This window comes from Foliimonas ilicis (assembly GCF_039939195.1).
GTDB lineage: Bacteria > Pseudomonadota > Alphaproteobacteria > Rhizobiales > Rhizobiaceae > Foliimonas > Foliimonas ilicis.
The window spans coordinates 124,235-150,880 of the sequence record NZ_JBDUUH010000010.1 but is presented as its reverse complement, the minus strand read 5'-3'; the positions used below and the strand labels follow the sequence as shown (position 1 = coordinate 150,880).

The following is a 26,646-nucleotide window of genomic DNA, read 5'->3' as shown; positions in this document are numbered from 1 at the left end:
CTGAAACGGAGTGGGGTCGCCGATGCTTTCTCGGGACTACAAGGATATCGTCGGCGGCTTGCTGCTTGTGATCGTCGGGCTTTTCTTCTCATGGTACGCATCGACATATTATGAGCTTGGCACGCCACGGCGGATGGGTCCCGGCATGTTCCCGACCGCGCTTGGCCTGGTGCTCGCCTGCTTCGGCGCGATCATGGCCGTCCCTGCTTTTTTCCGGCGCGGTGACATGCCTGTCGTCAGGATATGGACGCCGATCTTCGTGCTCATCGGCGTTGCTGGATTCGCGATGCTTATCCGGCCATTTGGACTCATGCCCGCCGTGCTGGCGGTCGTCGTCATCTCTTCCTTTGCCGAATTGAAGGTACGTCCGATAAGCCTCGCCATTCTCAGCGTCAGCCTTTGCGTTATAGCCTGGCTGGTTTTCCGTGTCGGCCTCGGACTGCCGATCGCAATGTTCAGGTGGCCATTCTGATGGATATTTTCTCCAATATCGCGATCGGCCTCGATACGGCGCTTTCGCTGAACAATCTGTTCTACTGCTTCCTTGGCGTGTTTCTCGGCACGCTGATCGGTGTCATTCCCGGTATTGGCGTTTTGTCGGCGATATCGATGCTGTTTCCGCTGACTTTCTATCTCGATCCGACGACAGCGCTGATCATGCTGGCCGGTATCTGGTACGGCACATCCTATGGCGGCAACACCGCCTCGATCCTGCTCAACATTCCCGGAACGCCTGCCAATGCGGTGACGTGTCTCGACGGCTACCCCATGGCGCGGCAAGGGCGCGGCGGCGTCGCACTTTTGATGACGACGGTCGCCTCTTTCGTCGGCGGCTCCATCGGCATCGTCCTTTTGATGCTCTTTTCGCCGGTCATCGCCAATTATGCGCTGAGCTTCGGCTCGGCGGAGTATTTCGCACTGATGGTGCTCGGCCTCGTCGCCGCATCGACCATTTCGGACGGCTCGGCAATCAAGGGCCTGGCCATGGTCGTGCTTGGCATCATGTTCGGCACGGTCGGCTCGGACATCTACACCGGAACGCCGCGTTTCTCTTTCGGCGTTCTGGAGTTGACCGACGCCATCAACCTCGTGGCGCTGGCCATGGGCGTATTCGGCGTGTCGGAGGTTATTGCCTCGGTGCGCAACGTCAATGTCGGCGATATCGATCCCGAAAGCGTCAAGTTCAAGGCGATGAAGCCGACGAAGGACGACGTGAAGCGCTCGTGGTTTCCCATGCTGCGCGGCTCTTCGATCGGCGCGTTCTTCGGAACGCTGCCGGGTACGGGACCGTCAGTTGCGGCTTTCATGGCTTATGCCGTCGAAAAACGCGTCGCAAAAGAGCCGAAACGCTTCGGAAAAGGTGCAATCGAGGGGATTATGGGGCCGGAATCGGCCAATAATTCCGCCGACCAGACATCGTTCATTCCCACACTGTCACTGGGTATTCCGGGCAGCCCCACTATGGCGCTGATGCTCGGTGCGTTGATGATCCACGGCATTGCGCCGGGACCTACACTCATCACGGATCAGCCGTCGCTGTTCTGGGGACTGATCATGAGCTTCTGGATCGGCAATCTGATGCTGGTGATCCTGAATGTGCCGCTGATCGGCGTGTGGGTCCGGCTGCTGATGATCCCCTATCACCTGCTGTTTCCGGCGGTCCTTATGTTCATCTGCATCGGAACCTATTCGGTCAACAACAGTGCCTTCGAAGTCTGGCTCGTCGTTTTCTTCGGGTTTGTCGGCTATGCGATGCGTATCTTCGACTTTCCGGCGGCACCGCTGCTTCTGGGCTTCGTTCTGGGGCCGTTGATGGAGGAGCATTTCCGGCGGGCAATGCTACTGTCGCGTGGTGACTTCGCAACTTTCATCGATCGTCCGATCAGTGCGACGGTGATGGGGCTGACCGCCATCCTGCTGATCTGGGGCTTCTGGTCGGCAATGAAGCAGCGCAAAAAGGGACGAGCAGAGGAATCCGAGGTGGCTACGGAGACGGCTTTATAACCGAGCGCTTGTCTAACGGAGGATGTCTGCGAGCTTTTCGGGCACATTTTCACCGCGTGAAAGATCGAGGCCGGAGAGAAGATCGACCATATGACTCTTCATCAGTTCGGCCGCTTCTGCAGCGCGGCCGGCTTCGATCGCATCGATGAGCGCATGATGGGCATGACTCTCGCATGTCGTGTCGCGTCGCTTCCAGTAAAGCGCGATGATGAGCGAGGAATGCGAAACGAGATCGCGAACGAAATCGGTCAGGATGGAATGGTCGGCGATCTCTGCGATGCCGACATGAAAGCGGGCCGATAGAAGGATTGCTTCGCTGTCGCGTCCCGCATGCAGCGCCTCATGTTCCTTTTCGAGGTGACGTCTCAACAGCGCGATGTCTTCGGGCTTGGCAGCATTGGCGGCAAGGGCGGCCACCTTCGGCTCGATCAGCGCCCGCGCCTCGAAAACCTCTCGTGCTTCTTTTTTGGACGGTTGGGCGACGAAAGCGCCACGGTTGGGTTCAAGCCGGACCAGACGGTCATGTGCCAGTGCCTGCAATGCGGCGCGGATGACGGTGCGGCTGACCGAATAAATGGACGCGAGTTCGTCTTCGGGCAGTTTCGTGCCCGGTGCCAGCTTATGGCCGACGATTGCATCCCTCAGGCTCTCGAACACCGGAGACCAGCGGGCGGTCGGCCTTTCATCGTCATCTTCCAGCCGAAGTGCGGACAACATAAACATCGTTCCTGGCGAACCTTTCGCCTGTCGGTTCATCGAACTCGGGTGCTTGCAGCGTTTCGCACCGAGTTCCCATGAAATCTCACATCGTTTGCGCTGCGGTCAATCCCGCGCGATGGCGCGATTGCCGCCTTCAAACGGCCGGAACCTCAATCGTCGCGCCGCCGGTGGGTGAAAGTGGTCCATAGTGGCCAGCGAAACGCTTGGGAAGCGGCGAGGCATAGCCACCGACCTTGGAGGTTCGCAGTCCGATTCCCGACATGGCTTCAGCCAGTTTTACCGCACAGGCCACCCCGTCCAGAACAGGGACGCCGTGTTCGCGCGAAAGATCGGCGGCGAGGTCCGCCATGCCGGCGCAGCCGAGCACGATGGCCTCTGCCCTGTCATGAAGAATGGCGCGAGCGATCTCCTGTGAGATCTTGTGGCGGGCGTCGGATTCCGGCCGTTCGAGATCAAGCACCGCGACATCCGATGCCCTGACGCGGGCGCAGCGGGAGCCGAGTCCGTATTTCGCGAGATTGTGTTCTATCGCCGGAACCGAGCGGGCGAGAGTGGTGACGACACTGAACTTTCCGGCAAGCAAGGTTGCCAGGTGGAAGGCAGCCTCGCCAATCCCGATCACGGGTGCGTCGGTCGCACAGCGCGCGGCGTCCAGACCGGTGTCGTCGAAACAGGCGATGATATAAGCATCCATAGCCGGTGCGCGTTGCATTTCGCCGATTATGCCCGGTATCGCGAATACCTCATCGAAATAGCCCTCGATGCTTGGCGGACCATCCTGCGGATTCACGGCGACGATTTCAGTGCCGGGGGCAGCGACGAGAGCCGCTGCGCGGCCGATCTTGGCGGTCATGGATTCCGTGGTGTTTGGGTTTATGACCAGAATGCGCATAGTTTTCCTGACGTCTCTTTCTGAGAAGGGATCAGGCATTACCCTTTCTCCTTCGAAGTCGATGGCGGCGGCTAAACCTCGCCGCCGAGATATAGGCGCTTGACCCGTTCGTCGGTCAGAAGCGCTGCGGAATCACCGTTTAAAGCCACCTTGCCCGTGGTCAGCGCGTAGGCGCGTTGCGAGATGCGCAGCGCCATCCGCGAGTTCTGCTCCACGAGCAGTACGCTGACCTTTTCGTCGCGGTTGATGGCAACGATAGAGCGGGCGATGTCCTGGACGAGCTTGGGCGCCACACCGAGCGAGGGCTCGTCCAGCAGAAGCAGTCGCGGCCGTGCCATCAGCGCGCGTCCAATCACCAGCATCTGCTGCTCGCCGCCGCTCATCGTACCGGCCTGTTGGGTGTAACGTTCTTTCAGACGCGGAAAGCGGGTGAGTATCATGTCGATGCTTCGGCTGATCTCCGCTTTGTCGGTGCGCGTGAACGCGCCCATCAGGAGATTGTCCTTCACCGTCATATAAGGGAAGACCCGCCGGCCTTCCGGCACCATTGAGATGCCCATCCGCACGATCTCGTCGGGTGCAGTGCCATCGATGCGCTTGCCGCGAAAGTGGATCTCCCCCTTCTTGACCTTCCGCAAGCCGGTGATAGCACGCAGAATAGAGGACTTTCCCGCGCCATTGGCGCCGATAAGAGCGACGGTCTCGCCTTCGTTCACCTCCAGGGACACGCCCTTCAGCGCGTAGACATGGTCATAGTAGAGCTCGACATCGTCGAATTTGAGCAGGGGTTCCATGGCTACAATCCGATCGATTCGTCTTCGGCACCGAGATAGGCCTCGATGACTTTGGGGTTCTCCTGAATTTCGGCAGGCGTGCCTTCGGCGATCTTCTGGCCGAAATTGAGCACGACGATCCGGTCGGAAATGTTCATGACCGCCGGCATGTCGTGTTCCACCAGAAGCACGGTGACACCGCGCTCCCGCACCTTCCGAACGATTTCGACGGCTCGCCTGGTTTCGTCGTGGTTCATGCCTGCGAAAGGCTCGTCCAGCAGCAGGATCGCCGGGTTTGTGGCCAATCCGATGGCGATGCCGAGCGCGCGCAAATGGCCATGCGGCAGGTTACTGGCGATCTCGTTGCCAAGCGAACCCAGCCCGAGAAAGTCGAGGATTTCATCAGCCGAGCGGCTGAATTCCTCCTGGTCCTTGCGGGCTGTCGCCGTGCCGAAATAGAAGCCGGCAAGGCTGGCGCGCGATCGCAGATGGTGGGCGGTGATGATGTTGTCACGCACCGTCATCCCCTTGAAGATCGTGGTTTCCTGGAATGTCCGCACCACGCCTTTGCGTGCCGCGATATGGGGCGCGAGGCCCGAAATGCGCTCGCCCTTGAACCGCACCTCGCCTTCACTTGGCGTGAGGAAAGAGGAGATCAGCTTGAACAGTGTCGATTTACCGGCACCGTTCGGACCGATGACCGACAAGATTTCCCGGTCGCCGACGGAGAAGCTTACATTGTTGACCGCGACCAGCCCGCCGAAGCGCTTGGATACGCCCGATACTTCGAGAATATTGTTCATCGCCTCACACCTTCTTTCGCGAAGGCACGGCGAGGCTCAATATGCCATTGGGCAAGACCAGCATCAGCAAGATCAGGATCGATGAGAAGATGAGAAGCTGGAACCGGCCGGTCTGGAAGAGAAGGTCCCAGCCGAAATAAAGCGTAAATGTTCCCAGAAGCGGTCCTATCACATAGCTCAGACCGCCGAGGAAGCAGTTCAGCATGAAGTTGACTGAATCGGCGACCGTGAAGCTCGACGGATAGATCGACTGCGAGATCGAGGCGAACATCGCACCGCCGACACCGCCAAGGAAAGAGGACAGCGCATAGGCGATGACCCGCAGATGGGCAATGTTCACGCCGATCGACGACGCCAACTCCTCATTTTGCTGCAAGGATTGGCACAATTGCCCGATGCGCGAATTCTTCAGCCGGTAGAGACTGGCAAAACACAGTGCCATGAGCAGGACGGCGACGATGTAGAAGGCAAGCCGCGGGTTTTCCAGAGTTGCGAAATCCGGCACCAGCGTAATGCCGAATATGCTGATTGCCCCTGGCAGCGGAATGCTGACGATGCCCTTTGCGCCGTTGGTGATCGGCAAAGCAAGCGCAAGAAGCCGTGCGACTTCGGTAAGTGTCAGCGTAACCATGGCGAAGTAGACGCCACGCAGTCTCAGGATAGGCACGCCGATCAGAATGCTGGCCGCTGCGCAGAAAAGCCCGGCCAGTGGCAGTGTCAGCCAGAAGGAGACACCATAGGTGCTGACGAGAACGGCGGAAACATACCCACCTGTCAGCGCATAGGCGCCTTGGCCGATATTGATGCGGCCGATGTAGAAGGTGATCCAGACGCCAGCGCTGATGATGCTGAGCAGCGCCACCGAAGTCAGCGTGTAGTAGAGGTCGTTGCGTCCGGTCACGCCGATCAGGGCGGGTACCACGATGAGCAGGCTGAGCAGGAAGACAACAGCCGAGATTTGCATTGTGCGTGTCATGATCTCAACCCCACGGCTTGCCCATCAGCCCGTTGGGGCGGATGCTGAGGAAGATCATCAGGAGCGCGAAGATCACGAGATAGGTGACGTCGCCATATTCACGCAGCACGGTCAGTCCGACCGATTCCATCATGCCGAGAATGAAGCCGCCAGCGATGGCACCTCCGACGACACCTGCGCCGCCGATCATCACCATCAGGAAGGCCTTGATCGAGATCGGGCCGCCGATGCCGGAATTGACGCCGGTTATCGTGACCAGAAGCCCGCCGACGATTCCTGCCAGCATCGCGCCAAGCGCAAAACCGATCATCGAGTAGCGATTGACATTCACACCCATGAGCTGGGCTGCGACGCGATCCTGCGCCATTGCCCGCATGGCGCGGCCGGGCTTGCTATATTGCATGTAAAGCACGAATCCGGCGATCATCAGGATCGCGAGAACGCCAACGACCATGCGGTCATAAGGCATGACCAGACCGTCCGAGACAAAGACGCCGTTGATGATTTTAGGCACGCCGCGCTGCTTCTCACCGAACAGGAGCAGGATCACCGCGTCGAGGAAGAAGGCGATGGCTGCCGCCAGCAGCATCGTACTTTCCTCGCGCACGCTGCGTCTGATGACGGTTCGAAAAAGATACTTTTCGATCAATGCCCCGACCACGGCCAGCGTCAGACCCGAACAGACAAGAGCCACCGCGAAGGGCAGGCCGAGCTGGCCGTAGATCGTGTAGGTGACGAAGCCGCCGATCACATACATCTGGCCATGAGCGAAGTTGAGCACGTTCATCAGCGCGAAGATCAGCGTCAGGCCGAGTGCTATGAGGGCGTATTGAGCTCCGAGATAGAGCCCGTTGGCAATTACCTGTTCCATGGGACAGATTCCGGTCAGCGGGAGGCTTGGGCACAAAACCCAAGCCTCGTTGAAGCGTGAAAGCCGATTATTTTGTTAGTCGACTTCGCCGACGAAAAGTGTCTCGAAGGCACCGTCCTTGAACTCGGTCACCACCATAGGCACTGAAATCTGCCGCTTCTGGCCGAACGAGGTCGCACCGATATATTTCAGCGTGCTCTCGTCCTTGAGATAAGGATTGGGGGCGGAGAACGTTTCCATGGTCTTCTTGTATTCATCGACATTGTCGATTGCGGCCGGGTTAGCCTTCAATGTCTCGAGGATATATTCGAGCGCATAGACCTTGGTGTTCGACTCGTCATTGTATTCGCCGAACATCTTCGTGTAGCGGTCGATAAATTCGTCCATCAACGGGGAGCGAATTTCGGGCGTCGAAGCGCCGCCGACCGAGATGAAGCCGTTTGCGAGTTCACCGGCACCCTCCTGAAGAACCGTCGCGTCTTGCGCAGTTTCCGTGGAGATCAGACCTTCATAGCCGAGTTCGCGCGCCGCGCGGATGAGCAGCGGTGCGTTGGCAGGCGCGACGCCTGAGAGAACCAGCAGGTCGGGCTTCAGCTTGACGATCGGCGTCATGACAGGCGTGAAATCGCGTGTGTCGTTCTGATAGGTGTCTTTGTCGGCAAGGATTTCCAGTCCGAGCGCCTTTGCAGCTTCGACACCGCCATCACGCTGGCTGAGCGGGTCGGATTCGTTCGCCGCGACGAAGGCGATTGTCTTAACACCCTTGTTTTCCATCAGATATTTGTAGATCGCCGGACCCGACTGATAATTGGCGATCATTCCGAGCACTGCATTCGAGGCTGGCGCCACATACAGCTCCTTCGGGAAGGCGTAGGGGAAATAGATGATGCCCTTGGACTCGGCCACTGGCCGTACCGCTGCCGCGCCGTCATCGACATTAGGGCCGACGACATAGTGGATGCCCTCCTGCGCCATCTTTTCCATGCCGGCGATTGCGCGCTTGGGGTCCTTCTGGTCGTCGAAAGTGACGATGTTGATATTGTAGGTCGAGTCACCGATTTTAACGCCACCGGTCTCATTGATCCAGTCGGCGCGTGCCTGCATCGAACGAACGTTAGAGGTGCCCCAGGCTGCCGCCGGGCCGCTGGTAACGCCGACGAAGCCGATCTTCAATTCCTTGTTCTGGGCTGCCGAAGGTGAAAGGAATGCGGCGATGGCCAAGGCCGAAACGGCGCTGAACGCCATTGTCTTGATGGTCGTGCGTCTGGTGATCATGTCGTTCCCCTTTTTTTGTTATCGCGCTTGTGTGGTCATGCTCTGTGGCTGCGCGGATGACGCTAGGGGAATGGGAAAATACAATAATGTCAACATTTATCTTTCATTTTGTATACAATAATGGCGAGCCCGAATTTATACCTCGCCCACCGCTGGCGGGTGCGGGACAAATTCCGGGCGCAGTTGATGGATGCCGTCCTAGGGTTCGCCGGCCATCAAATGACAGAAATGCAGTGGTTTTCGCTTGGTCTACGTTCCACAAAAAGTCTGAAGAACGCGCTCATATCCTTCGGGCGGGAGCGAATAGCGGGCCATGTCCGGCTGCTCTTCGAAGGGGCTGCCGACCACCGTCAGCAGCTCTTCGAACAATCGAAAATCCGACGCTTCTACCGCAGCCTTGATGACCGCTTCGACGCGATGGTTTCGGGGAATGTATTTTGGGTTGGTCGACAACATGACCTGACGGCTCGCGCCGTGATCGGTTTCCCGTGCAAATCGTTGCTGCCATCGCGCGTGCCAGTCGTCGAACGATTCCGGATCGGCGAAAAGCAGGCGCGTATCGTCCTTATCGGCCAGGCCTCTGAAGGTCAGCGTGTAATCGGCCCTGTTGCGCGCCATGATCTCGAACAGATCGGCTATGAGCGCGATATCGCCCTCTTCTTCGCTGAACAGCCCTAGCTTTCGGCGCAATCCACGATGGAAATTTGCCTCATATAAGGACTGGAATTTCTTGAGCGATCTCTCGGCAATCCTGACCGCTTCATCCCCGTCTTCATGAAGAAGCGGCAGAAGCGTTTCGGCAAGCCGCGCCAGGTTCCAGACGGCAATACGGGGCTGGTTCGCATAGGAATACCGGCCCTGACTATCGATCGAGCTGAACACGGTGGCCGGATCGTATGCATCCATGAAGGCGCATGGCCCATAGTCGATGGTCTCGCCGGAAATGGTCATGTTGTCGGTATTCATGACACCATGAATGAAGCCGACCAGCATCCAGCGTGCCACCAATTCGGCCTGGCCGGAAATGACTGCCTCAAGCAGTGCGAGATAAGGCTGATCGTGCTTCGCGATCTTGGGGAAGTGACGGTTGATTACATATTCCGAAAGCGCTTTTAGGCCATCGGTATCGCCGCGGGCCGCGAAATATTGAAATGTGCCGATGCGCACATGGCTTGCGGCCACTCGCGTCAGGATCGCGCCTGGCAAGCGCGTTTCCCGAAACACCGGATCGCCGGTCAGAACCGCCGCGAGCGTCCGGGTTGTGGGTATGCCAAGTGCTGCCATGGCTTCGCTGACTATATATTCGCGAAGCACCGGACCGAGCGCTGCGCGCCCGTCGGCGTGACGAGAAAACCGGGTCGGGCCGGATCCCTTGAGCTGGATATCGCGCCGAATTCCCTGAGCGTCGATCACCTCGCCGATCAGCAATGCACGTCCGTCGCCGAGTTGCGGGACGAAGCCGCCGAATTGGTGGCCGGCATAGGCAAGGGCGATCGGCGCCGCGCCATCCGGGAATTCGTTTCCGGCCAGCATTTCGATCCCTGCGCGGCTTTCCAGCCAATCAGGGTCCAGATTGAGTTCTGATGCCAAAGGCCGATTGATACGGATGATTCTGGGGGCCGAAACGGGGTTGGATTCCATTCGAGCAAAGAACCGATCGGGAAGCTGCACGTAGCTGTTTTCAAACAATGGCGCCGCAGCCGCTTTCTCTTGCAACGTTTCAAATTTCCTGGCTGGTGTTGTTTCCGACATGCCGATCAAGCCGCTTCCGATGTGAACTGTTATTCAGGATATAGGGTCTCAGGGCGCTTGTTCACAGCGGTTTCCAATGCAGAAGCTGACAATAGCCCGCTATTCGATGCCTCAGCTTGTTAAATCGCATCATGCAGCCCATACAACGGTGAGAGGCGTTCGCGCCTGATTTTATCTGGGATGCTATCCAATGCATGCGACGCCGTACCCTTGGTCCCTTGCAACGTTGGGATGGACAGATTTTTTCAGCGATCAGCTTGTTTCCGATGAGGCTGATCTTGTCCCGGCGCGTATCGCAACGGTCCACCGTGACCGGCTGACGGGCATAACACAGGAAGGGCAAATCGATCTGACACTGCCGGTGCACGCCAACACCGGCGACTACGCTGTTGGTGACTGGGTTCTTGTCGAGCCTCAGGGCCAATTGCTGCACCGCCGTCTGACCCGCAAAACGGTTTTGGAGCGCCTTACCCAAGGCGGCAGGCTCCCGCAGCTTGCCGCAGCCAATGTCGACACGTTGTTTATTGTCACCTCATGCAATGCCGATTTCAATCCTGCCCGGCTTGAGCGCTATCTGGCGCTGGCGAATGAAGCCGGAACGACTCCGGTGATCCTGCTGACCAAGGCCGATACCGTGGCGGACGCTCAGGAATATGAAAAGCAAGCTGCTGCGTTGCAGCGTGGGCTGGGGGTCGTTGTGGTGAACCCTCGCAACGCCGATGCGGCAGTTGCCTTGACCGAATGGTGCCGTGCCGGGCAGACGGTTGCAGTGATCGGTTCCTCCGGCGTCGGAAAATCGACATTGGTGAATACGCTGGCAGGTTCAGCGCAACAATTGCCTCAACAAACCGGCGACATTCGTGAACACGATGCCAAAGGACGCCACACCACCACAGCGCGTTCGCTGCACGCCATTGCAGGTGGTGGCTGGGTGATTGATACGCCGGGAATGCGGACGCTGCAGGTTAGCGATGCGGCTTACGGTATCGACACATTGTTCGCCGAAATTACCGAGCTTACCCCGCTTTGCAGGTTTCGCGATTGCACACATACCCGCGAACCTGGCTGCGCGGTGAAGGCAGCTTTAACCGCAGGTACGCTGGATTCCGAGCGTTTTTCGCGTTGGCGCAAACTGTCCGACGAAAACCGCAGCAACACGCCGGTTCAAACCGGGCCTCGCGGCAACAAAACCAGCAGCGTCCGCGGGAAAAGGCGTTGAACGGAGAGAATCCTTTCCTGTCCTTTTGCTCGGTTTCGATGAGGCAAAACCTAGAAGTTGACAATCAAGCCTGCTGCCTCTATCGTGGGTAGATCGATATTTTCTTGCTGAGCTTTGGTTACCGCGCATTAGCAGTGCGCCTGAACAAACCCTCCCTTCAAAACATCGCTATCATCATCCGTCGCTTATTGGCGGCGGTTACTCAATATTGCTATGAAAGGGTTCATCATGGCCACTGGCACAGTTAAATGGTTCAATTCCACTAAAGGCTTCGGCTTCATTCAGCCTGACAACGGCGGCGACGACGCTTTCGTTCACATCTCTGCCGTCGAGCGCGCTGGTATGCGCGAAATCGTCGAAGGCCAGAAGATCGGCTACGACCTGGAACGCGACAGCAAGTCGGGCAAAATGTCCGCCTGTAATCTCCAGGCTGTCTAATCGGTAACTGCTCTCGTGTGACCACGGATGTACTGGCACTTCGAGAGTATGAGACCAACAGAGGTCAGGCAATTTGCCTGGCCTTTTTTTTGCCCGGCACCCTCTGGTACGCTCAGGAAAATAGTGTCCTGTCAGCCTAGAGCGTGGCCAGCGAGACCGTAAATCCAGGCTTTACCGGGTTTGCGGACGGGAAAGCGGCGACCCTTGGTCATCGTGGTGACCGTGCCGAAAATACCGAACCTGTTTCGTTCAAGGAAATCGGCAAAGGCACCGTCCTTTTCGCGCGTATCGACGCGGGCGAACTGCCCCGACAGACTTTCAAGATGTGCTGCCGTGAGGCGAATTGCATCCTCGTCGTTCGACGCGACAATGGGGCCGACAACATGGCCGCGTCCGAATTCGCGGCAGAGCGCGTAACCGGTGATTTCACCGTTGCGCAGAAGGCCGTAAATGGTCGCATCCCGCGCGAGAATTTCGAGCAACTCCGTGCGGCTCGTTCCGAAGGCACTGGCATCGAGCGCGGCAATCTCCGGAAAATCCTCAGCCGAGAGCCGCCGCAATTCGCCATGGAAAGCAGGCAGAGACGGCGGGTGATAGATCACCTCACCCTGATGCTGGTAGACCGTAGCCTCCTTTACGAAGCCCAGCGACACATAAAGATTATAGGCGGCATGGGTTGCGTTCAGGCTCAGATGTCGCTTGCCGCTACGCTCCAGAATCTGGTCCATGAGCCACTTTCCATTGCCCTGCGCCTGTGTGCGGGGTGAGGTGATCACCATGCCGATGGTCGCGAAATCGTCGCCCTGCGGAAACCACATTGCCGTTCCGAATACGCGGCCTATGCCATCGACGGCGACCAGACCGTGACCGGCGCGGCGCAGCACATCCCAATCCTTCGGCCTGTGCGGCCAGCCAACGCCGAGCGACAGGGCATGAAGCAGATCGACATCGGTATCGGCAATATCGGGCGAGACAAGTTCGAACGATTTCAGGCGTACAGATTTCTGCATTGCAGGTCCCCCGCTCCCTTCATCGGATGCGTTCCCTTTGATCTTTCTCGCAGTCTTTTCAATCCAACGGCCGAATGCAATGCGCGCCGGCGGATATCTTTGCCGAAGTTTCGCATGAAGGCGGCAGCAGTTTCCACTTCCCCACGGCCGCTATTTGAAATCTTCACCTAAAGCACAGCGCTATTCGGCAGGGAAAGCTACCGGCAGCCGATAGACTTCCGTCGCAGAAGCAATGCGGTGGCTCATGAATGTCGAAGAAATTCTCGCGAAGCTGATAGCGTTTCGCTCTGTTGCGGGCGCACCCAATGGCGAAATCGTCGATTGGATTCGCAGCTATTGCGAAGCGTTGGGAGCAAGTGTCTCGGTCCTTCCGGGGCCGGAAGGTGATCGCGCCAATCTCTTCGCGACGATCGGTCCGTGCGACCAATCAGGATATGTGCTTTCTGGCCATATGGATGTCGTGCCGGCAGCGGAGCCCGAATGGACGTCCGATCCGTTTGAGCTTCGCCGCGATGGCGACAGGCTTTACGGCCGTGGCACTTCCGACATGAAGGGATTTCTGGCTTGCGCGCTTGCGAGCTTGCCGTGTCTTGCTTCGATGCGTTTGCAGCAGCCGGTTCATCTGGCGTTTTCCTACGACGAGGAAATCGGCTGCCGGGGCGTGCCGCATCTGCTGGCCGCTCTGCCCGAACTTTGCGAGAAGCCTGCAGGCGCGATCATCGGCGAGCCAAGCCGGATGCAGGCGGTTCGCGCGCATAAGGGAAAGGCCGCGGCGCGTCTTGAGGTGATCGGGCGCTCCGGGCATTCGTCGCGTCCCGATCTCGGACTGAATGCCGTTCATGCGATGGCTGGTGTGATTGCGCAGGCTTTGGACTATGCGGACGAGCTTGTGGCTGGACCGTTCGATGAATATTTCGTGCCGCCCTATTCGTCCTTGCAGTTCGGCGTCGTTGCGGGCGGCCAGGCTGTCAACATCATTCCCGACCGCTGCACGGCGGATATCGAAGTCCGCGCGATTTCCGGAATGTGCCCTTCATCCTTGCTGGAGCCAGTGAAGGCGCAACTTTTCGCATTGCGCAGTAAGGGCTACGAGGTGTCATGGCGTGAGCTGAGCGCCTATCCGGCTCTTTCGCTTTCCGAAAAGAACCAGCTGGCCATTCGTATGGCCGAGCTGACGGGGCAGGAGCCGCTCGCTGCCGTGAGCTACGGCACGGAGGCGGGGCTTTATCAGCAGGCCGGAATCGACGCCATCATCTGCGGGCCGGGCGACATCGCCCGTGCTCACCGCGCGAACGAATTTATCGAAACTGGCGAACTCGCTGCGTGCCAGAAAATGATCGAGAATCTCGGGGTGCGGCTGACGGCATGACAATCGAACAAAAGGCGGAGCCAAAAATGTTTGTTTTCGATTCCGACGCCGAGCGTGCGGCAGTGTTTCGCGCTGCGTTCGAACGCGAATTGCCGGATGTGGAATTCGTGCATGGCAGCGAAAACGCGGATCCGGAAAAAATTCGCTATCTCCTGACCTGGGCAGCGCAGGGCGACATTTCCCGTTACAGAAATCTGGAAGTTCTGTTCTCCATCGGTGCGGGGGTAGATCAGTTCGCGCCAGGCAGCATACCGGATAATGTGAAGCTGGTGCGCATGGTGGAAGACGGCATCATACGCATGATGCAGGAATATGTTGCGCTCGGCGTTCTTTCCCTTCACCGCGACATTCCCGCCTATCGCCAGCAGCAAGCCAGAGAAGAATGGCAGGCGCGCCCTGCCGTGCAGGCGACCGAACGCCGGGTTGGCTTTCTGGGGCTTGGCATGCTGGCGCAGGCTTGTCTGGAACGCCTCAAGCCATTCCAGTTTCCGCTCGCCGGATGGAGCCGCAGCAAAAAAGAGATCGACGGCGTCACTTGCTTCCACGGCGAAGAGCAGCTTGCAGATTTTCTGGCGCGCACGGACATTCTCGTCTGCCTGCTGCCGTTGACTGCAGAAACGCGCGGCATTCTCGATGCGCGCCTCTTTTCCATGCTGCCTGCCGGGGCCGGGCTGGTGCATGCCGGGCGCGGACCGCAGCTCGGCCAGCAGGCCCTGATCGACGCGCTGGACAGCGGACAGCTTTCTGCCGCGATGCTTGATGTCACCGATCCTGAGCCATTGCCGAAAGGTCGTCCGCTCTGGACGCATCCGAAGGTGACGATCACGCCGCACATCGCCTCGGTGACGCAGCCGGAAACGGCTGCCCGTTCCGTCATAGAAAATATCCGTCGCCACCGCGCCGGTGATCCCCTGATCGGCCTCGTCGATCGGACCCTCGGTTACTAACCCACAAGGAATTTGCCATGTCGCTGCTAATCACCATCGATCCCAATGCGGACTTCGCGCCGAAAGAGGCTCTGCCGACGCCTGAGCGTCTGATCTCCGGCACTCCTTCTTTCAAGACCTGGGCGCAGGACGCTTCCCGCGGGGAAAAGGTTTTGACCGGTGTTTGGGAAGCAACGCCCGGCGAGACGCACTCGATCAAGGGAACGACCTACGAATTCTGCCATATCCTGTCGGGTTTGGTCGAAATCGAGGAAAAGGACGGTGAAACGAAAACTTATCGCGCAGGCGACAGCTTCGTGATGAAGCCGGGTTTTGTCGGCGTGTGGCGTACCATCGAGACGGTGCGCAAGATCTACGTTTGTGTTTACGACTGATCGAATGTGAGCCGCGCCATGACCTTGAGCTTCGATCCCGAGACGGTTGAATTTCCGTTTTATCATTTAATCGGCGGTGAGCGTGTGGAGGCGGTAGGCGCGCTGGAAATGCGCAGGCCGTCCGACGGCAAGGTCTATGGCGAATGTCCCGTTGCGGATGAAGCTTTGGTCGATCGGGCTGTGCAAGCGGCCCGGTCGGCTCTGAAATCGAGCGGCTGGGCAGATGCGCGGCCCCGCGAACGTCTCAATGCGCTGCATCGCTGGGCCGATTTGATCGAGCAGGAAGCCTTGACGCTGGCAAGGCTGGAGGCCGTTTCTTCAACGCGTCCGATTGCGCAGTTGATCGACGGCGACATCGCGGTGACAGCCGAGCAAATACGGTTTTTCGCCGAATTTGCCGACAAGGAAGGAAGCGACGTCGTTCCGACCAGCACCAATTCCTTCGGCATGACGCTGACCGAGCCCTATGGCGTGGTCGGCGCGATCACGCCCTGGAATTTCCCGATCTCCATGGCGGGGTGGAAGCTCGGACCGGCACTTGCCGCAGGCAATGCCGTGGTGCTCAAGCCCTCGGAAATGACCCCGTTCTCGACACTCTATATGGCCGAACTCGCCGTGCAGGCGGGCATTCCCGCCGGTCTGATCAATATCGTGCTTGGCGACGGGCCGACCACCGGCAATGCCATTACCGGTCATCCCGGCATCTCGAAGGTCAGCTTTACAGGCTCGACGGCGGCAGGTGCTGCGATCATGCAAAACATCGCCCGCAACGGCATCAAGCCGATGACGCTGGAACTTGGAGGCAAGAGCCCGCAAGTCGTGTTCGCAGATGCCGATCTGGAGCTTGCGGCAACGGCCATCACGCGCGGCATTCTGGCCAATGCCGGGCAGGCATGTGTTGCCGGTTCGCGCCTCATTGTGGCGGAAGAAGTGGCCGATACGCTGTCGGAAAAAATCGCGCGCCAGATGACTGATATAAAACCGGGCCTAACCTGGGATGCTGAGACGCAATACTCTCCCATCATTTCTGGACGCCAGCTTGGCCGCATGGACAGCATCGTCAAAACGGCGATCGATCAGGGTGCGGAATGCGTCGTCGGCGGCAGGCCGATGGAGCGCGAGGGTTATTTCTACGAGCCGACATTGCTGCGCGGCGTTACCGGCAGTTCGCCTGCAGTGACTGAAGAAATCTTCGGACCCGTGCTGACTGTGCAGACTTTCCGCGACGAGGCAGAAGCGCTCGCGCTTGCCGATCACCCGATCTATGGACTGGCGGCAGGGCTTTTCACACGCGATCTCTCCCGTGCTCTTCGGGTAACGAAAGCGTTGCAGGCGGGAACGGTCTGGGTAAATCGCTTCGGCCGCTCACGGGACCACATTCTGCCGACTGGTGGCTACAAGAATTCGGGCATCGGCAAGGATCTCGGCAGGGAAGCCTATCTTGCCAACCGCAAATCCAAAAGCGTTTTGATCGACCTTTAGGAAAGACAGGCCATGAAGACATATTCCATAGCGCTCATTCCAGGCGACGGCATTGGCAAGAGTGTGACGGAGGCGGCCTGGCAGGTGCTTCAGGCTGCCGCAAAACGTGGCGGCTTCGGCCTCGACGGCACGAGCCTGCCTTGGTCCTGCGCCTATTATCGGGAAACCGGCGCGATGATGCCGCAGGATGGCATCGAAACGCTGCGGAAATTCGATGCGATTTATCTGGGTGCTGTCGGCTGGCCAGCGGAGGTGCCGGATTCGGTTTCTCTCCACGGTCTGCTTCTGCCCATTCGAAAGGCATTCGTGCAATACGCCAATATCCGGCCGCACAGGTTGCTGCCGGGCGTGGAAGGACCGTTGCGTTCAAAGGGCTTCGACATTCTGTGCATCCGCGAAAATACCGAAGGCGAATATTCCGGGGCGGGCGGGCGCATTCATGTAGGCACGGCTGACGAGGTCGCTGTCGAGACGGCGATTTTCACGCGTACAGGCGTCGAGCGTATCATCCGCTTCGGCTTCGAGCAGGCAAGGGCGCGCCGCAAAAAGCTTGCCTCCGTGACCAAATCGAACGCGCAGAAATATTCGATGGTCTTCTGGGATGAGGTGACGCGCGAGGTCGCGAAGGGCTACCCCGATGTCGAGGTCTCGCACTATCACATCGATGCAATGGCCGCGCGCATGGTCATGGCTCCCGAAAGTCTCGATGTGGTGGTCGCATCCAATCTGTTCGGCGATATCCTGACCGATCTCGGCGCGGCGATCCAAGGCGGGCTTGGCTTTGCCGCGTCCGCAAACATCAATCCCGATCGCAGTGCGCCTTCGATGTTCGAACCGGTGCATGGCTCCGCACCCGACATCGCGCATCTGGGCATCGCCAACCCGATCGCTGCGATCTGGTCGGGTGCGATGATGCTCGAACATCTTGGCGAGGCGCAGGCCGCGAAGGATGTGATGTCGGCGATCGAGGCGGCGACGGCGGGCGGGATCGGCATCGTTGGCGGCAAGGACACCACGGACGCGATCACGCAGGCAGTGCTCGCGGCATTGGCTTGAACGGCTGGAGAAATACGAAGATGCATGCATTGAAAGACAAAGCTCTTTTCCGCCAGCAGGCGCTTATCGGCGGAAAATGGCAGGACGCGCACTCGAAGGCGACGGTGGATGTCATCGATCCGGCCAGCCAGAGCGTTCTTGGCACCATTCCCGACATAGGCGCCGATGAAACCAGATCTGCGATCGATGCGGCGGCGAAAGCGTTCAAAAGCTGGAAGAAGAAGACGCATGCCGAGCGCGCGGAGCTTCTTGAGAAATGGTACGAGCTGACCTGCGCGCATGAGCAGGATCTGGCACTACTGCTGACGCTGGAACAGGGCAAGCCGCTGGCCGAAGCCCTCGGCGAAATCCGCTATGGCGCGTCGTTCGTAAAATGGTTTGCGCAAGAGGCGCGCCGGATCGGCGGCTCGACGATTCCGTCGCCGACGTCCGACCGGCGCATTCTCGTACTGAAGGAAGCGGTGGGGGCCTGTGCCATCATCACCCCCTGGAATTTCCCGAATGCGATGATCACCCGCAAGGTCGCGCCAGCACTTGCCGCAGGCTGCACAGTGGTAATCAAGCCTTCGGAATTCACGCCGTTTTCGGCACTGGCGCTCGGCGTTCTGGCCGAACGCGCGGGCATTCCAGCGGGTGTCATCAACATCGTCACCGGCATGCCGGGAGAGATCGGTACTGAGCTGATGGCGAACGAGACGGTTCGCAAGATTTCCTTCACAGGGTCCACCCGCGTCGGCGCACTTCTGATGAAGGGAGCCGCCGACAGCATCAAGAGGCTCAGTCTCGAACTCGGTGGCAATGCGCCGTTTATCGTCTTCGAAGATGCCGATATCGATCAGGCGGTCGAGGGTGCGATTGTCTCGAAGTTCCGCAATGGCGGCCAGACCTGTGTCTGCTCAAACCGCATTCTTGTGCAATCCAGTGTTTATGATGCTTTCGCGGCTAAGCTTTCACGTCGCGTCGAGACCATGAAGGTGGGTGCGGGTACGGATGAAGGCGTCGCCATCGGGCCGATGATCAACAATGCGGCGGTCGAAAAGATCGAACGGCATGTGAAGGATGCGCTGGAAAAAGGTGCAACCGTTCTCTCGCAGAGCGCGGCGACGGCGCAAGGCCGCCAATATGCCCGCCCGATGGTGCTTGGTGGTGCGACGACGGATATGCTTCTGGCTTCGGAAGAGACTTTCGGGCCTGTCGCGCCGCTTTTCCGCTTCGACACGGAAGAAGAAGCGATCGAAATCGCCAATGGTACGCCATTCGGTCTCGCCGCGTATTTCTATACGGAAAATCTGAACCGGTCCTGGCGTGTTGCCGAAGCGCTGGAGTTCGGCATGGTCGGCCTGAACACCGGCGCGATCTCCACGGAAGTCGCGCCCTTTGGCGGGGTGAAGCAATCAGGGCTTGGACGGGAAGGATCTCAGCTTGGCATCGATGAATATCTGGAAGTTAAGACGCTGCATGTCGGCGGCTTGAAATAAGAAAAGGGGCGGTATGACCGCCCCTTTTCATTTATCGATCACTGAATCTTGTCGAGCATTTTGTAGTAGAGGCCGACCATCGGCAGGAACCAGGGTTTGCCGGAGTAGCCGGGGATTGTCGGCCATTCCAGTCCGGCGATAGGGTTGCGGTCGCCGCGCCCCAAAATCGCGTCGGCAAGCAGGATGCCCATCTGCGTTGACATCTGGGCGCCATGACCGGAGTAGCCCATGGCAAACCAGACGCCATCCGCGAAGCCCGCGCGCGGGAAGCGGTCCTGCGTCATGTCCACCAGCCCGCCCCAGCAATAGTCGATCTCGACGTTGGCAAGGTGCGGGAACATTCTGACGAGAGCAGCACGAAGAATGGCACCGCTTTTGTGGTCCGATCGTTGGTCGGACGTAGCGGAAAAGCGGGCGCGTCCGCCGAAAATCATGCGCTTGTCGGGCGCGAGGCGAAAGTAATTGCCGATATTCATCGACGTTACATAGGTGCGATTGCCCGGCATGGTCGCTGCGATTTCGCTGCCGCTCAGTGGCCTTGTGGCGATGATGAAGCTGCCGACGGGGATGATGCGCTTGCGGAAATAGGGGAAGATGTCCGTCGTATAGGCGCCGGTCGCCAGAATGACGGAATCTGCAACGATCGTACCGCGCGGGGTGACGAGTTGCATCTTGCCGTCGAGTTTGCGGCGTTCGGTAACAATTGTGTTCTCGAATATGGATGCGCCATGGCGCGCGGCTGCAGCGGCCAGACCCGTGACGTAGCGGCCCATATGCATCATGGCGCTTTTGCGCGACAGCATCGCGCCGTGGAAGGCGTCCGATCCGACTTCCGAGCCGAGCTCATCACGGCGCAGGAGGGCGGTGTCGGCATCGACTTCCGCATGCACGGCCTCGAAATTCCGGGCAAGGGAATCGAAATGCCCGGGCTTCGACGCGAGCTTCAGTTTGCCTGCCCTTCGAAACGCGCAATCGATGTTTTCCTCGCGCACGATACGCTCGATGGAATCGATGGATTCGTCGAAGGCGCGATAGAGAGCCTTGGCGCGCTCGGCCCCCAATTGTTGTTTTGCGGCAATGAAGCTGTGGGCGATGCCATTGTTCAAATGCCCGCCATTGCGGCCCGATGCGCCCGAACCGACGAGGCCGCTTTCCAGAACGGCCACGCGAACGCCCGCCTTGACGAGATGCAGTGCGGCCGACAGACCCGTAAAGCCGCCGCCGATGATGGCGACATCATAGTGACCATCGGGGCCGTCTGTCGCCGCCTGCGTAAAGAGCGGCGTGGTATCGTGCCAATAGGGCGTGAACTGCATCTCGAATCTTTCCGATTACAGGCCGACCACACCGGCCAGGCCGGAGATGTCCTTGATCTCGGTGTAGCCGTAATAAGGGTTTGCCGGCTCATGGCCCCGGTTGACCCATACCTTGTTCTTGATGCCGAGATCGTGCGCGGACATCAGATCGTAGCGGAAGGAAGATGAGACGTGCAAAATGTCTTCCGGATTGGTATTGAGCCGGTCGAGCATATATTCGAATGCCTTGAAGCGGGGCTTGTAGGCCTGCGCCTGCTGGGCGGTGTAGACTGCATGGAATGGCGCGCCGAGCTTCTCGACATTAGACATGATCTGCTCGTCCATCGCATTGGATAGAATGACGAGCGGGATTTCCTTGGCGACCTTGGCGAGACCGGCGGGGACATCCGCATGTGGACCCCAGGTGGGAACCGCATCATACACCTTGCGGGCATCTTCCGCGCGGAAGGTCACGCCGTTCTTCTTGCAGGTGCGCTCCACCGCATTGTGAATAACTTCATTATAAGGCTTCCAGTCGCCAAGTATCTCGTCGAGACGATAGGCGGAGAAATTCTTGATGAATAGCTGCATGCGCTCTTCATCCAGTTGGCTCTCATAAAGCTCACGCGCAGCTTCGGCCATCTGGAAGTTCGTCAGCGTGCCGTAGCAATCGAAGGTGATGTATTTCGGTCGAAACTGGGTCATGGGGTCAATCCTTCCTTCGTGTCGGCAATGCATGCCTCTCCTTACAAATCATAATGATTGCCAAATGGACTAATCACTGCATTCGGGGCGGCACGAAGCAGAATGTTTCGTATCGCAGCGGGCCTTTGGCAGAGAGTTGCGCCGGGACACTGCCTTATCATGGCCGTCACAGGTTAAGTGGCGGCCGCGACGGCATAAGATGCGGAAGCCGTTATCAAGGACAGTTAAAACTTATCGCGCAACGGCTGCGGTCGGGAGGAAGTTCTGCCGACAGCGATTTACTCTCCCTGCAATGAAAACACGGCATCTGGAAACACCCATGGCTGAACGACAGATCGCGTTCGAAGCGATGACGCCGGACCATCTGGAAGCGGCGGTTTCCCTTTCCCGGCAGGCGGGCTGGCCGCATCGCCGCGAGGATTGGGAAATGGTGCTTTCGGTGAGCCAAGGTATCGTCGCTCTGGATGAGGGTCGTGTGGTGGCGACCATTATGATGACACCTTACGGCGCGGATTTCGCAACCATCAACATGGTCATCGTCGACGCCGCAATGCGCGGTCGCGGGCTTGGCCGGAAAATCATGGAGCGCGCGATCTTGGAGGCGGGAGCGCGCATCTGCCTGCTCGTGGCGACGCAGGAGGGGCTGCCCCTCTATGAAAAGCTGGGTTTCGTGGCGACCGGCGAGATCGCCCAGCATCAGGGCGAAGCTGTCAAAGTCGATCTTCCCGGCAATGTGTCCTGGGCTGAAGCAGGCGACTTCGACCGCCTTGCCGCGATGGATCGCGCAGCCATTGGCATGGATCGTTCCGTGCTGATGCAGAAATTGAGCGCATTCGCGAAATTCGCCGTCATCCGGGAGAAGGGCGAAGTCGAGGCATTCGCAGCCATTCGCGAATTTGGTCGCGGTCTGGTCGTTGGACCTGTGGTCGCGAGGAATGCCGATGAAGCAAAAGCGCTGATCGATTTCATGCTGGCCCACAATCAGGGCAAGTTTGTCCGGGTCGATACGGAGATTTCAAGCGCTCTCGGCGGCTGGCTGGTCGAGCGCGGGCTTGTTCATGTCGGTGGCGGGATCGCCATGCGACGCGCGCCCTCATCGCAAGAAATTACAAAAACAGCGCCGTGGCGCACATACGCGCTCGTCAATCAGGCGCTGGGTTGATTTGGAGAATGACATGCTGAGTAATTCGCTGGTCGAGCTTGATCGCGCACATCTGGTTCACCCGGTAGCGTCCTATCGCGGACATGAGAAGGCGGGCGTCCGCGTGCTCAAGTCCGCTAAAGGCGCCAGAGTGACCGATTCCACCGGGCATACGATGCTGGACGGTTTCGCAGGCCTTTGGTGCGTCAATGCGGGTTATGGTCAGGACAGCATCGTCGAGGCCGCGACCAAGCAATTGCGCGAGCTTCCTTATGCAACCGGCTATTTCGGGCTCGGTTCAGAACCGGCGATCCGGCTTGCGGCGGAACTTGCCGAACGCGCGCCGGGCGATCTCAACCACATCTATTTCACGCTGGGCGGTTCGGATGCGATCGACAGCACGATCCGCTTCATCCGCTACTTCTACCATGCCAAGGGTACGCCGCAGAAAGACCAGTTCATTTCGGTCGAGCAGGGTTATCACGGTTCCTCCACGGCAGGTGCGGGGCTGACGGCACTATCGGTATTCCATGCCGGATTTGGAGTTCCATATGACTGGCAGCACAAGATTCCATCGCACTACGCCTACCGCAATCCGGCCGGTTCCGATCCCAAAGCCATCATCGATGCGTCGGTGTCAGCGCTCCGTGCCAAGGTGGATGAACTCGGCGCGGAACGCGTCGCAGCATTTTATGTCGAGCCGATCCAGGGGTCCGGCGGCGTTCTGGTTCCACCGCAAGGCTGGATGAAGGCCATGCGCGATGCCTGCAAGGAACTCGACATACTCTTCATCGCCGATGAGGTCATCACCGGTTTTGGCCGCACCGGCCCGCTCTTTGCCTGCTCGGAGGAGGATATCGTGCCGGACTTCATGACGACCGCCAAGGGCCTGACTTCGGGCTATGTGCCGCTCGGCGCGGTCTTCATGTCCGACCATGTCTACGACACGATCGCCGATGGTGCGGGCAAGGCCGCAATCGGCCACGGCTATACCTATTCGGCACATCCGGTCAGTGCGGCGGTCGGTCTCGAATGCCTGCGCCTCTATGAAAACGGCCTTCTGGAGAACGGTGTCAGGGCCGGAAGGCGGCTGATGGCTGGACTACAATCGCTTTCCGACCATCCTCTTGTGGGCGATGTCCGGGGCCGCGGCATGCTGGCGGCAGTCGAACTCGTCACGGATAAGGAACGCAAGACGCCTCTGCCTGCGGCAGCCGATCCTGCGCGCCGGATTTTCGACCGGGCATGGGATAATGGGCTGGTCATCCGTGCCTTCGCCAATGGCGTTTTGGGCTATGCGCCGCCGCTCTGCTGCACGGATGACGACATCGACGAGATCGTAGAACTGACCCGCAAGACGCTCGACCAGACGCTGGAAGATGCCGACGTGCGCGCCGCGATGAAAGAATAATGTGCGGAAATGGCGGTGCGTGAATGTTGGATATTCGCGAGATTCGCAATTTTGTGCTGCGAAACATCATCGATTCAGCGCAATCGGCGAGGTGCAGGCGTCACACTGCCATGACGACAGTGGAGAACGAACGCACAGCATACGCACAAGGAAAATGAGGCTTCAGAGGAGCATTGAGCGTGTCGAAAGAATTGAAAGATTTCAAATATCTGACCTTCGACGTTGTCGGTACGCTCATTGATTTCGAGGGCGGCCTCAAGCGGTCTCTGGCGGACATAGGCAAAGAACACGGTGTTGCTATCGATGGAGAGGAAGCGCTTTCTCTGTACCGACAGGCCAGATATTCCCCGCATTCCGACCTTTTTCCCGACGATCTCGTGCGTGTTTATCTGGCCATTGCTGTTCAATTGGGCCTGCCGGCCGAAAAGAAGTATGGCGAAAAGCTGCGCGACGATGCCCGCAACTGGAAGGCGTTTCCCGACAGCGTTCAGGCGCTGGCCGATCTCGGCAAGCACTACAAGCTGATTGCGATGACCAATGCACGCCGCTGGGCATTCGAGGCTTTCGCAGGGGAGTTGGGTGATCCTTTTTACAAAGGCTTTACCGCAGACGATACCGGCACTGAAAAGCCCGATCCGGTTTTCTTCGAAAAGGTCTTCGCCTTTGTCGAAAGCGAAGGAAACAGCAAGAACGATATCCTGCACGTAGCGCAAAGCCAGTATCACGACATCGGAATTTCGCGCCAGCTCGGCATGACCAATTGCTGGATCGAGCGCCGGCACGACCAGAAGGGCTATGGCGGAACCATCGAACCGGGTGCGTTCACCAAGCCGGATTACCACTTCACATCCATGGCAGCCCTGGCCGCCGCCGCAGAAGAGAAAGCCACCGTCTGAATTCTGTCAATGAACGGGTCGAACTGGTGAAAATAAACCAGCGCACCTTCAACCATCATAAAAAAGGGGAACTGCAATGAGTGACAAGATTACCAACTGGACCCGCACCGACGACGCGATGGTCGAAAACGCGATCCGTCGCGGCGCAAATCGCCGTGAATTGCTGCAGATGATGATGATGGGGGGTGTCGCAGCGCTTGCTGGTTCCACCATTCTCGGCCGCGCAACGTCAGCACTCGCAGCCGAACCGGTGAAGGGCGGCTTCATCAAGGCTGCAGGCTTTTCCGCTTCAACCGCCGACACGCTTGATCCGGCGAAGGCTTCCAACGCGACCGACTATGTGCGTTGCAGCGCCTTCTACAATCGCCTTACCTTCATCGACGGCAATGGCGAAACGACGATGGAATTGGCCGAAAGCATCGAAAGCGATACGGCCGAAGTGTGGATCGTCAAGCTGCGCAAGGGCGTGACGTTCCATGATGGCAAGAGCCTGACTTCGGCGGATGTCATCTTCTCGCTCAAGCGTCACCTCGACCCGGCCGTCGGCTCCAAGGTCAATGCGCTTGCCAAGCAGATCACCGACGTCAAGGCGATCGACGACACGACGGTTGAAATCACGCTCGAAGCGCCGAATGCCGACCTTCCGACCATCCTCGCCCTGCATCACTTCATGATCGTTGCGGATGGAACGACCGATTTCTCGAAGGGCAACGGCACCGGTCCGTTTGTGTGCAAGGAATTCCAGCCCGGCGTGCGGTCGATTGCAGCGCGCAATGAGAACTTTTGGAAGGAACAGGGCCCGCATCTGGACTCCTTCGAGTTCTTCGCGATTTCAGATGAAAGCGCGCGCATGAACGCCGTTCTTTCCGGCGATATCCAGCTCGGTGCAAATCTCAATCCGCGCTCGCTGCGCGTGCTGGAAAACAATCCGGCTGCCGGTCTCTTCATCTCGAAGCTCGGCACCTACACCAACCTCAATGTGCGCCTCGATATGGCGCCTGGCGACAAGCAGGGCGTGGCCGAGGGTTTCAAATACCTCATCAACCGTGAGGTCATCCAGAAATCCGTGTTGCGCGGGCTTGCCGAGATCGCCAACGATCATCCTGTCCCTGACACGAACAAATATCACAATGCAGAGCTCAAGCAGCGCGAGTTCGACCCTGAGCGCGCCAAGTCGCTTTTCGAAAAAGCGGGCGTGCTTGGGCAGGAAATCCGTATTACCGCCGCCGAAGCCGCATCCTCCTCGCTCGATTACGCGATGGTGGTTCAGCAGGCAGCTTCCGAAATCGGCCTCAAAGTCGCGATCAACCGCGTTCCTTCCGATGGCTACTGGTCCAATCACTGGATCAAGGATGCCGTTCACTTCGGCAACATCAATGCGCGTCCGACACCCGACATTCTTTTCTCGCTGCTCTACAAATCCGATGCGGCATGGAACGAGAGCGGCTACAAGTCGGAGAAATTCGACAGCATGTTGCTTGAGGCGCGCGGCCTGCTGGACGAGGGCAAGCGCAAGGACATCTATGGCGAGATGCAGGCAATGGTCTCGAACGAGGCAGGCACGGCTATCCCGGTATTCATGTCGAATGTCGATGCCGTCTCGCCCAAGCTGAAGGGCCTTGTCGCCAATCCGCTCGGCGGCATGATGGGTTACACCTTCCCCGAGTATGCCTGGCTCGAAGCGTAATTCGGGCTTAATCTGGCCCGGCTGCGAGGGGCGATCCTTCGTGTCCGGGCCGTTTCGTTTTCACGCATCAGC

Annotated in this window: 25 protein-coding genes; 14 read left to right on the top strand and 11 right to left on the bottom strand. The window is 58.7% G+C overall.

The genetic code is table 11. The features are described 5' to 3' along the window. Window positions 1–22 precede the first annotated feature (22 nt). On the top strand, window positions 23–472 hold the full coding sequence (locus tag ABFT80_RS20325; protein WP_347973771.1) for a tripartite tricarboxylate transporter TctB family protein: 450 nt from the start codon (window positions 23–25) through the stop codon (window positions 470–472). Beyond that, complete coding sequence (locus ABFT80_RS20320; RefSeq protein WP_347973770.1) at window positions 472–2,004, top strand: tripartite tricarboxylate transporter permease; 1,533 nt, start codon at window positions 472–474, stop codon at window positions 2,002–2,004. The genes ABFT80_RS20325 and ABFT80_RS20320 overlap by 1 nt, the downstream gene beginning before the upstream one ends. A 12-nt stretch (window positions 2,005–2,016) precedes the next feature. Here the strand turns inward: ABFT80_RS20320 and ABFT80_RS20315 are convergent, their stop codons facing one another. The 8 genes from ABFT80_RS20315 to ABFT80_RS20280 all read right to left on the bottom strand — a co-directional run bounded on the left by ABFT80_RS20315 (window position 2,017) and on the right by ABFT80_RS20280 (window position 10,030). Next, on the bottom strand, window positions 2,017–2,721 hold the full coding sequence (locus ABFT80_RS20315) for a GntR family transcriptional regulator (RefSeq protein WP_347973769.1): 705 nt from the start codon (window positions 2,719–2,721) through the stop codon (window positions 2,017–2,019). A gap of 136 nt (window positions 2,722–2,857) precedes the next feature. Beyond that, the gene (locus tag ABFT80_RS20310) at window positions 2,858–3,616 is read right to left on the bottom strand and encodes an aspartate/glutamate racemase family protein (RefSeq protein WP_347973861.1); all 759 of its coding nucleotides are present in this window, start codon (window positions 3,614–3,616) and stop codon (window positions 2,858–2,860) included. Window positions 3,617–3,687: 71 nt separating this feature from the next. Further along, the gene (locus tag ABFT80_RS20305; protein WP_347973768.1) at window positions 3,688–4,410 is read right to left on the bottom strand and encodes an ABC transporter ATP-binding protein; all 723 of its coding nucleotides are present in this window, start codon (window positions 4,408–4,410) and stop codon (window positions 3,688–3,690) included. 2 nt (window positions 4,411–4,412) lie between these two features. After that, complete coding sequence (locus ABFT80_RS20300; protein WP_347973767.1) at window positions 4,413–5,192, bottom strand: ABC transporter ATP-binding protein; 780 nt, start codon at window positions 5,190–5,192, stop codon at window positions 4,413–4,415. Window positions 5,193–5,196: 4 nt separating this feature from the next. Continuing rightward, on the bottom strand, window positions 5,197–6,168 hold the full coding sequence (locus tag ABFT80_RS20295) for a branched-chain amino acid ABC transporter permease (protein WP_347973766.1): 972 nt from the start codon (window positions 6,166–6,168) through the stop codon (window positions 5,197–5,199). 4 nt (window positions 6,169–6,172) lie between these two features. After that, window positions 6,173–7,039 carry a branched-chain amino acid ABC transporter permease gene (locus ABFT80_RS20290; RefSeq protein ID WP_347973765.1) on the bottom strand — a complete coding sequence of 289 codons (867 nt, stop codon included), beginning with the start codon at window positions 7,037–7,039 and terminating at the stop codon, window positions 6,173–6,175. Between the two features lie 75 nt (window positions 7,040–7,114). Continuing rightward, the gene (locus tag ABFT80_RS20285; protein ID WP_347973764.1) at window positions 7,115–8,314 is read right to left on the bottom strand and encodes an ABC transporter substrate-binding protein; all 1,200 of its coding nucleotides are present in this window, start codon (window positions 8,312–8,314) and stop codon (window positions 7,115–7,117) included. 249 nt (window positions 8,315–8,563) lie between these two features. Further along, window positions 8,564–10,030, bottom strand: coding sequence for a protein adenylyltransferase SelO (locus ABFT80_RS20280; protein ID WP_347973763.1), 1,467 nt, complete (start codon window positions 10,028–10,030; stop codon window positions 8,564–8,566). A gap of 226 nt (window positions 10,031–10,256) precedes the next feature. Between ABFT80_RS20280 and rsgA the strand changes: the two genes are divergently transcribed. Then, window positions 10,257–11,285 carry a ribosome small subunit-dependent GTPase A gene (rsgA, locus tag ABFT80_RS20275; protein WP_347973762.1) on the top strand — a complete coding sequence of 343 codons (1,029 nt, stop codon included), beginning with the start codon at window positions 10,257–10,259 and terminating at the stop codon, window positions 11,283–11,285. Window positions 11,286–11,513: 228 nt separating this feature from the next. Continuing rightward, window positions 11,514–11,723, top strand: coding sequence for a cold-shock protein (locus tag ABFT80_RS20270; RefSeq protein WP_347973761.1), 210 nt, complete (start codon window positions 11,514–11,516; stop codon window positions 11,721–11,723). 131 nt (window positions 11,724–11,854) lie between these two features. On the opposite strand, the gene ABFT80_RS20265 is transcribed toward ABFT80_RS20270, so the two are convergent. Continuing rightward, window positions 11,855–12,733, bottom strand: a complete 879-nt coding sequence (locus tag ABFT80_RS20265; protein ID WP_347973760.1) for a GNAT family N-acetyltransferase — start codon at window positions 12,731–12,733, stop codon at window positions 11,855–11,857. A gap of 244 nt (window positions 12,734–12,977) precedes the next feature. Here ABFT80_RS20265 and argE point away from each other — a divergent pair, with 244 nt between their 5' ends. The 6 genes from argE to ABFT80_RS20235 are packed head-to-tail and all read left to right on the top strand — an operon-like array spanning window position 12,978 to window position 19,439. Further along, window positions 12,978–14,102: an acetylornithine deacetylase gene (argE, locus tag ABFT80_RS20260; protein WP_347973860.1), complete on the top strand. Its 1,125-nt coding sequence runs from the start codon at window positions 12,978–12,980 to the stop codon at window positions 14,100–14,102. A 26-nt stretch (window positions 14,103–14,128) separates the two neighbouring features. Next, a complete protein-coding gene (locus ABFT80_RS20255) occupies window positions 14,129–15,049 on the top strand; it encodes a 2-hydroxyacid dehydrogenase (RefSeq protein WP_347973759.1) in 921 nt (306 codons plus the stop codon). A 17-nt stretch (window positions 15,050–15,066) separates the two neighbouring features. After that, window positions 15,067–15,423, top strand: a complete 357-nt coding sequence (locus tag ABFT80_RS20250; RefSeq protein ID WP_347973758.1) for a cupin domain-containing protein — start codon at window positions 15,067–15,069, stop codon at window positions 15,421–15,423. Window positions 15,424–15,441: 18 nt separating this feature from the next. Beyond that, the gene (locus ABFT80_RS20245) at window positions 15,442–16,905 is read left to right on the top strand and encodes an aldehyde dehydrogenase family protein (RefSeq protein WP_347973757.1); all 1,464 of its coding nucleotides are present in this window, start codon (window positions 15,442–15,444) and stop codon (window positions 16,903–16,905) included. 12 nt (window positions 16,906–16,917) lie between these two features. After that, entirely contained in the window at window positions 16,918–17,961 is a 1,044-nt protein-coding gene (locus ABFT80_RS20240) for a tartrate dehydrogenase (protein ID WP_347973756.1), read from the top strand. Between the two features lie 20 nt (window positions 17,962–17,981). Next, window positions 17,982–19,439 carry an NAD-dependent succinate-semialdehyde dehydrogenase gene (locus tag ABFT80_RS20235; protein ID WP_347973755.1) on the top strand — a complete coding sequence of 486 codons (1,458 nt, stop codon included), beginning with the start codon at window positions 17,982–17,984 and terminating at the stop codon, window positions 19,437–19,439. Between the two features lie 38 nt (window positions 19,440–19,477). Here ABFT80_RS20235 and ABFT80_RS20230 read toward each other — a convergent pair whose 3' ends face one another. Beyond that, window positions 19,478–20,755 (bottom strand): NAD(P)/FAD-dependent oxidoreductase, encoded by a 1,278-nt coding sequence (locus ABFT80_RS20230; protein ID WP_347973754.1) that lies wholly within the window; start codon window positions 20,753–20,755, stop codon window positions 19,478–19,480. A 15-nt stretch (window positions 20,756–20,770) separates the two neighbouring features. Continuing rightward, complete coding sequence (locus ABFT80_RS20225) at window positions 20,771–21,439, bottom strand: haloacid dehalogenase type II (protein WP_347973753.1); 669 nt, start codon at window positions 21,437–21,439, stop codon at window positions 20,771–20,773. A 319-nt stretch (window positions 21,440–21,758) separates the two neighbouring features. Between ABFT80_RS20225 and ABFT80_RS20220 the strand changes: the two genes are divergently transcribed. The 4 genes from ABFT80_RS20220 to ABFT80_RS20205 all read left to right on the top strand — a co-directional run bounded on the left by ABFT80_RS20220 (window position 21,759) and on the right by ABFT80_RS20205 (window position 26,574). Further along, entirely contained in the window at window positions 21,759–22,601 is an 843-nt protein-coding gene (locus tag ABFT80_RS20220; protein ID WP_347973752.1) for a GNAT family N-acetyltransferase, read from the top strand. A 13-nt stretch (window positions 22,602–22,614) separates the two neighbouring features. Continuing rightward, a complete protein-coding gene (locus tag ABFT80_RS20215) occupies window positions 22,615–23,991 on the top strand; it encodes an aspartate aminotransferase family protein (protein WP_347973751.1) in 1,377 nt (458 codons plus the stop codon). Between the two features lie 179 nt (window positions 23,992–24,170). Further along, the gene (locus ABFT80_RS20210) at window positions 24,171–24,887 is read left to right on the top strand and encodes an HAD-IA family hydrolase (RefSeq protein ID WP_347973750.1); all 717 of its coding nucleotides are present in this window, start codon (window positions 24,171–24,173) and stop codon (window positions 24,885–24,887) included. Between the two features lie 76 nt (window positions 24,888–24,963). Further along, a complete protein-coding gene (locus tag ABFT80_RS20205) occupies window positions 24,964–26,574 on the top strand; it encodes an ABC transporter substrate-binding protein (RefSeq protein ID WP_347973749.1) in 1,611 nt (536 codons plus the stop codon). The last annotated feature ends 72 nt before the right edge of the window (window positions 26,575–26,646 follow it).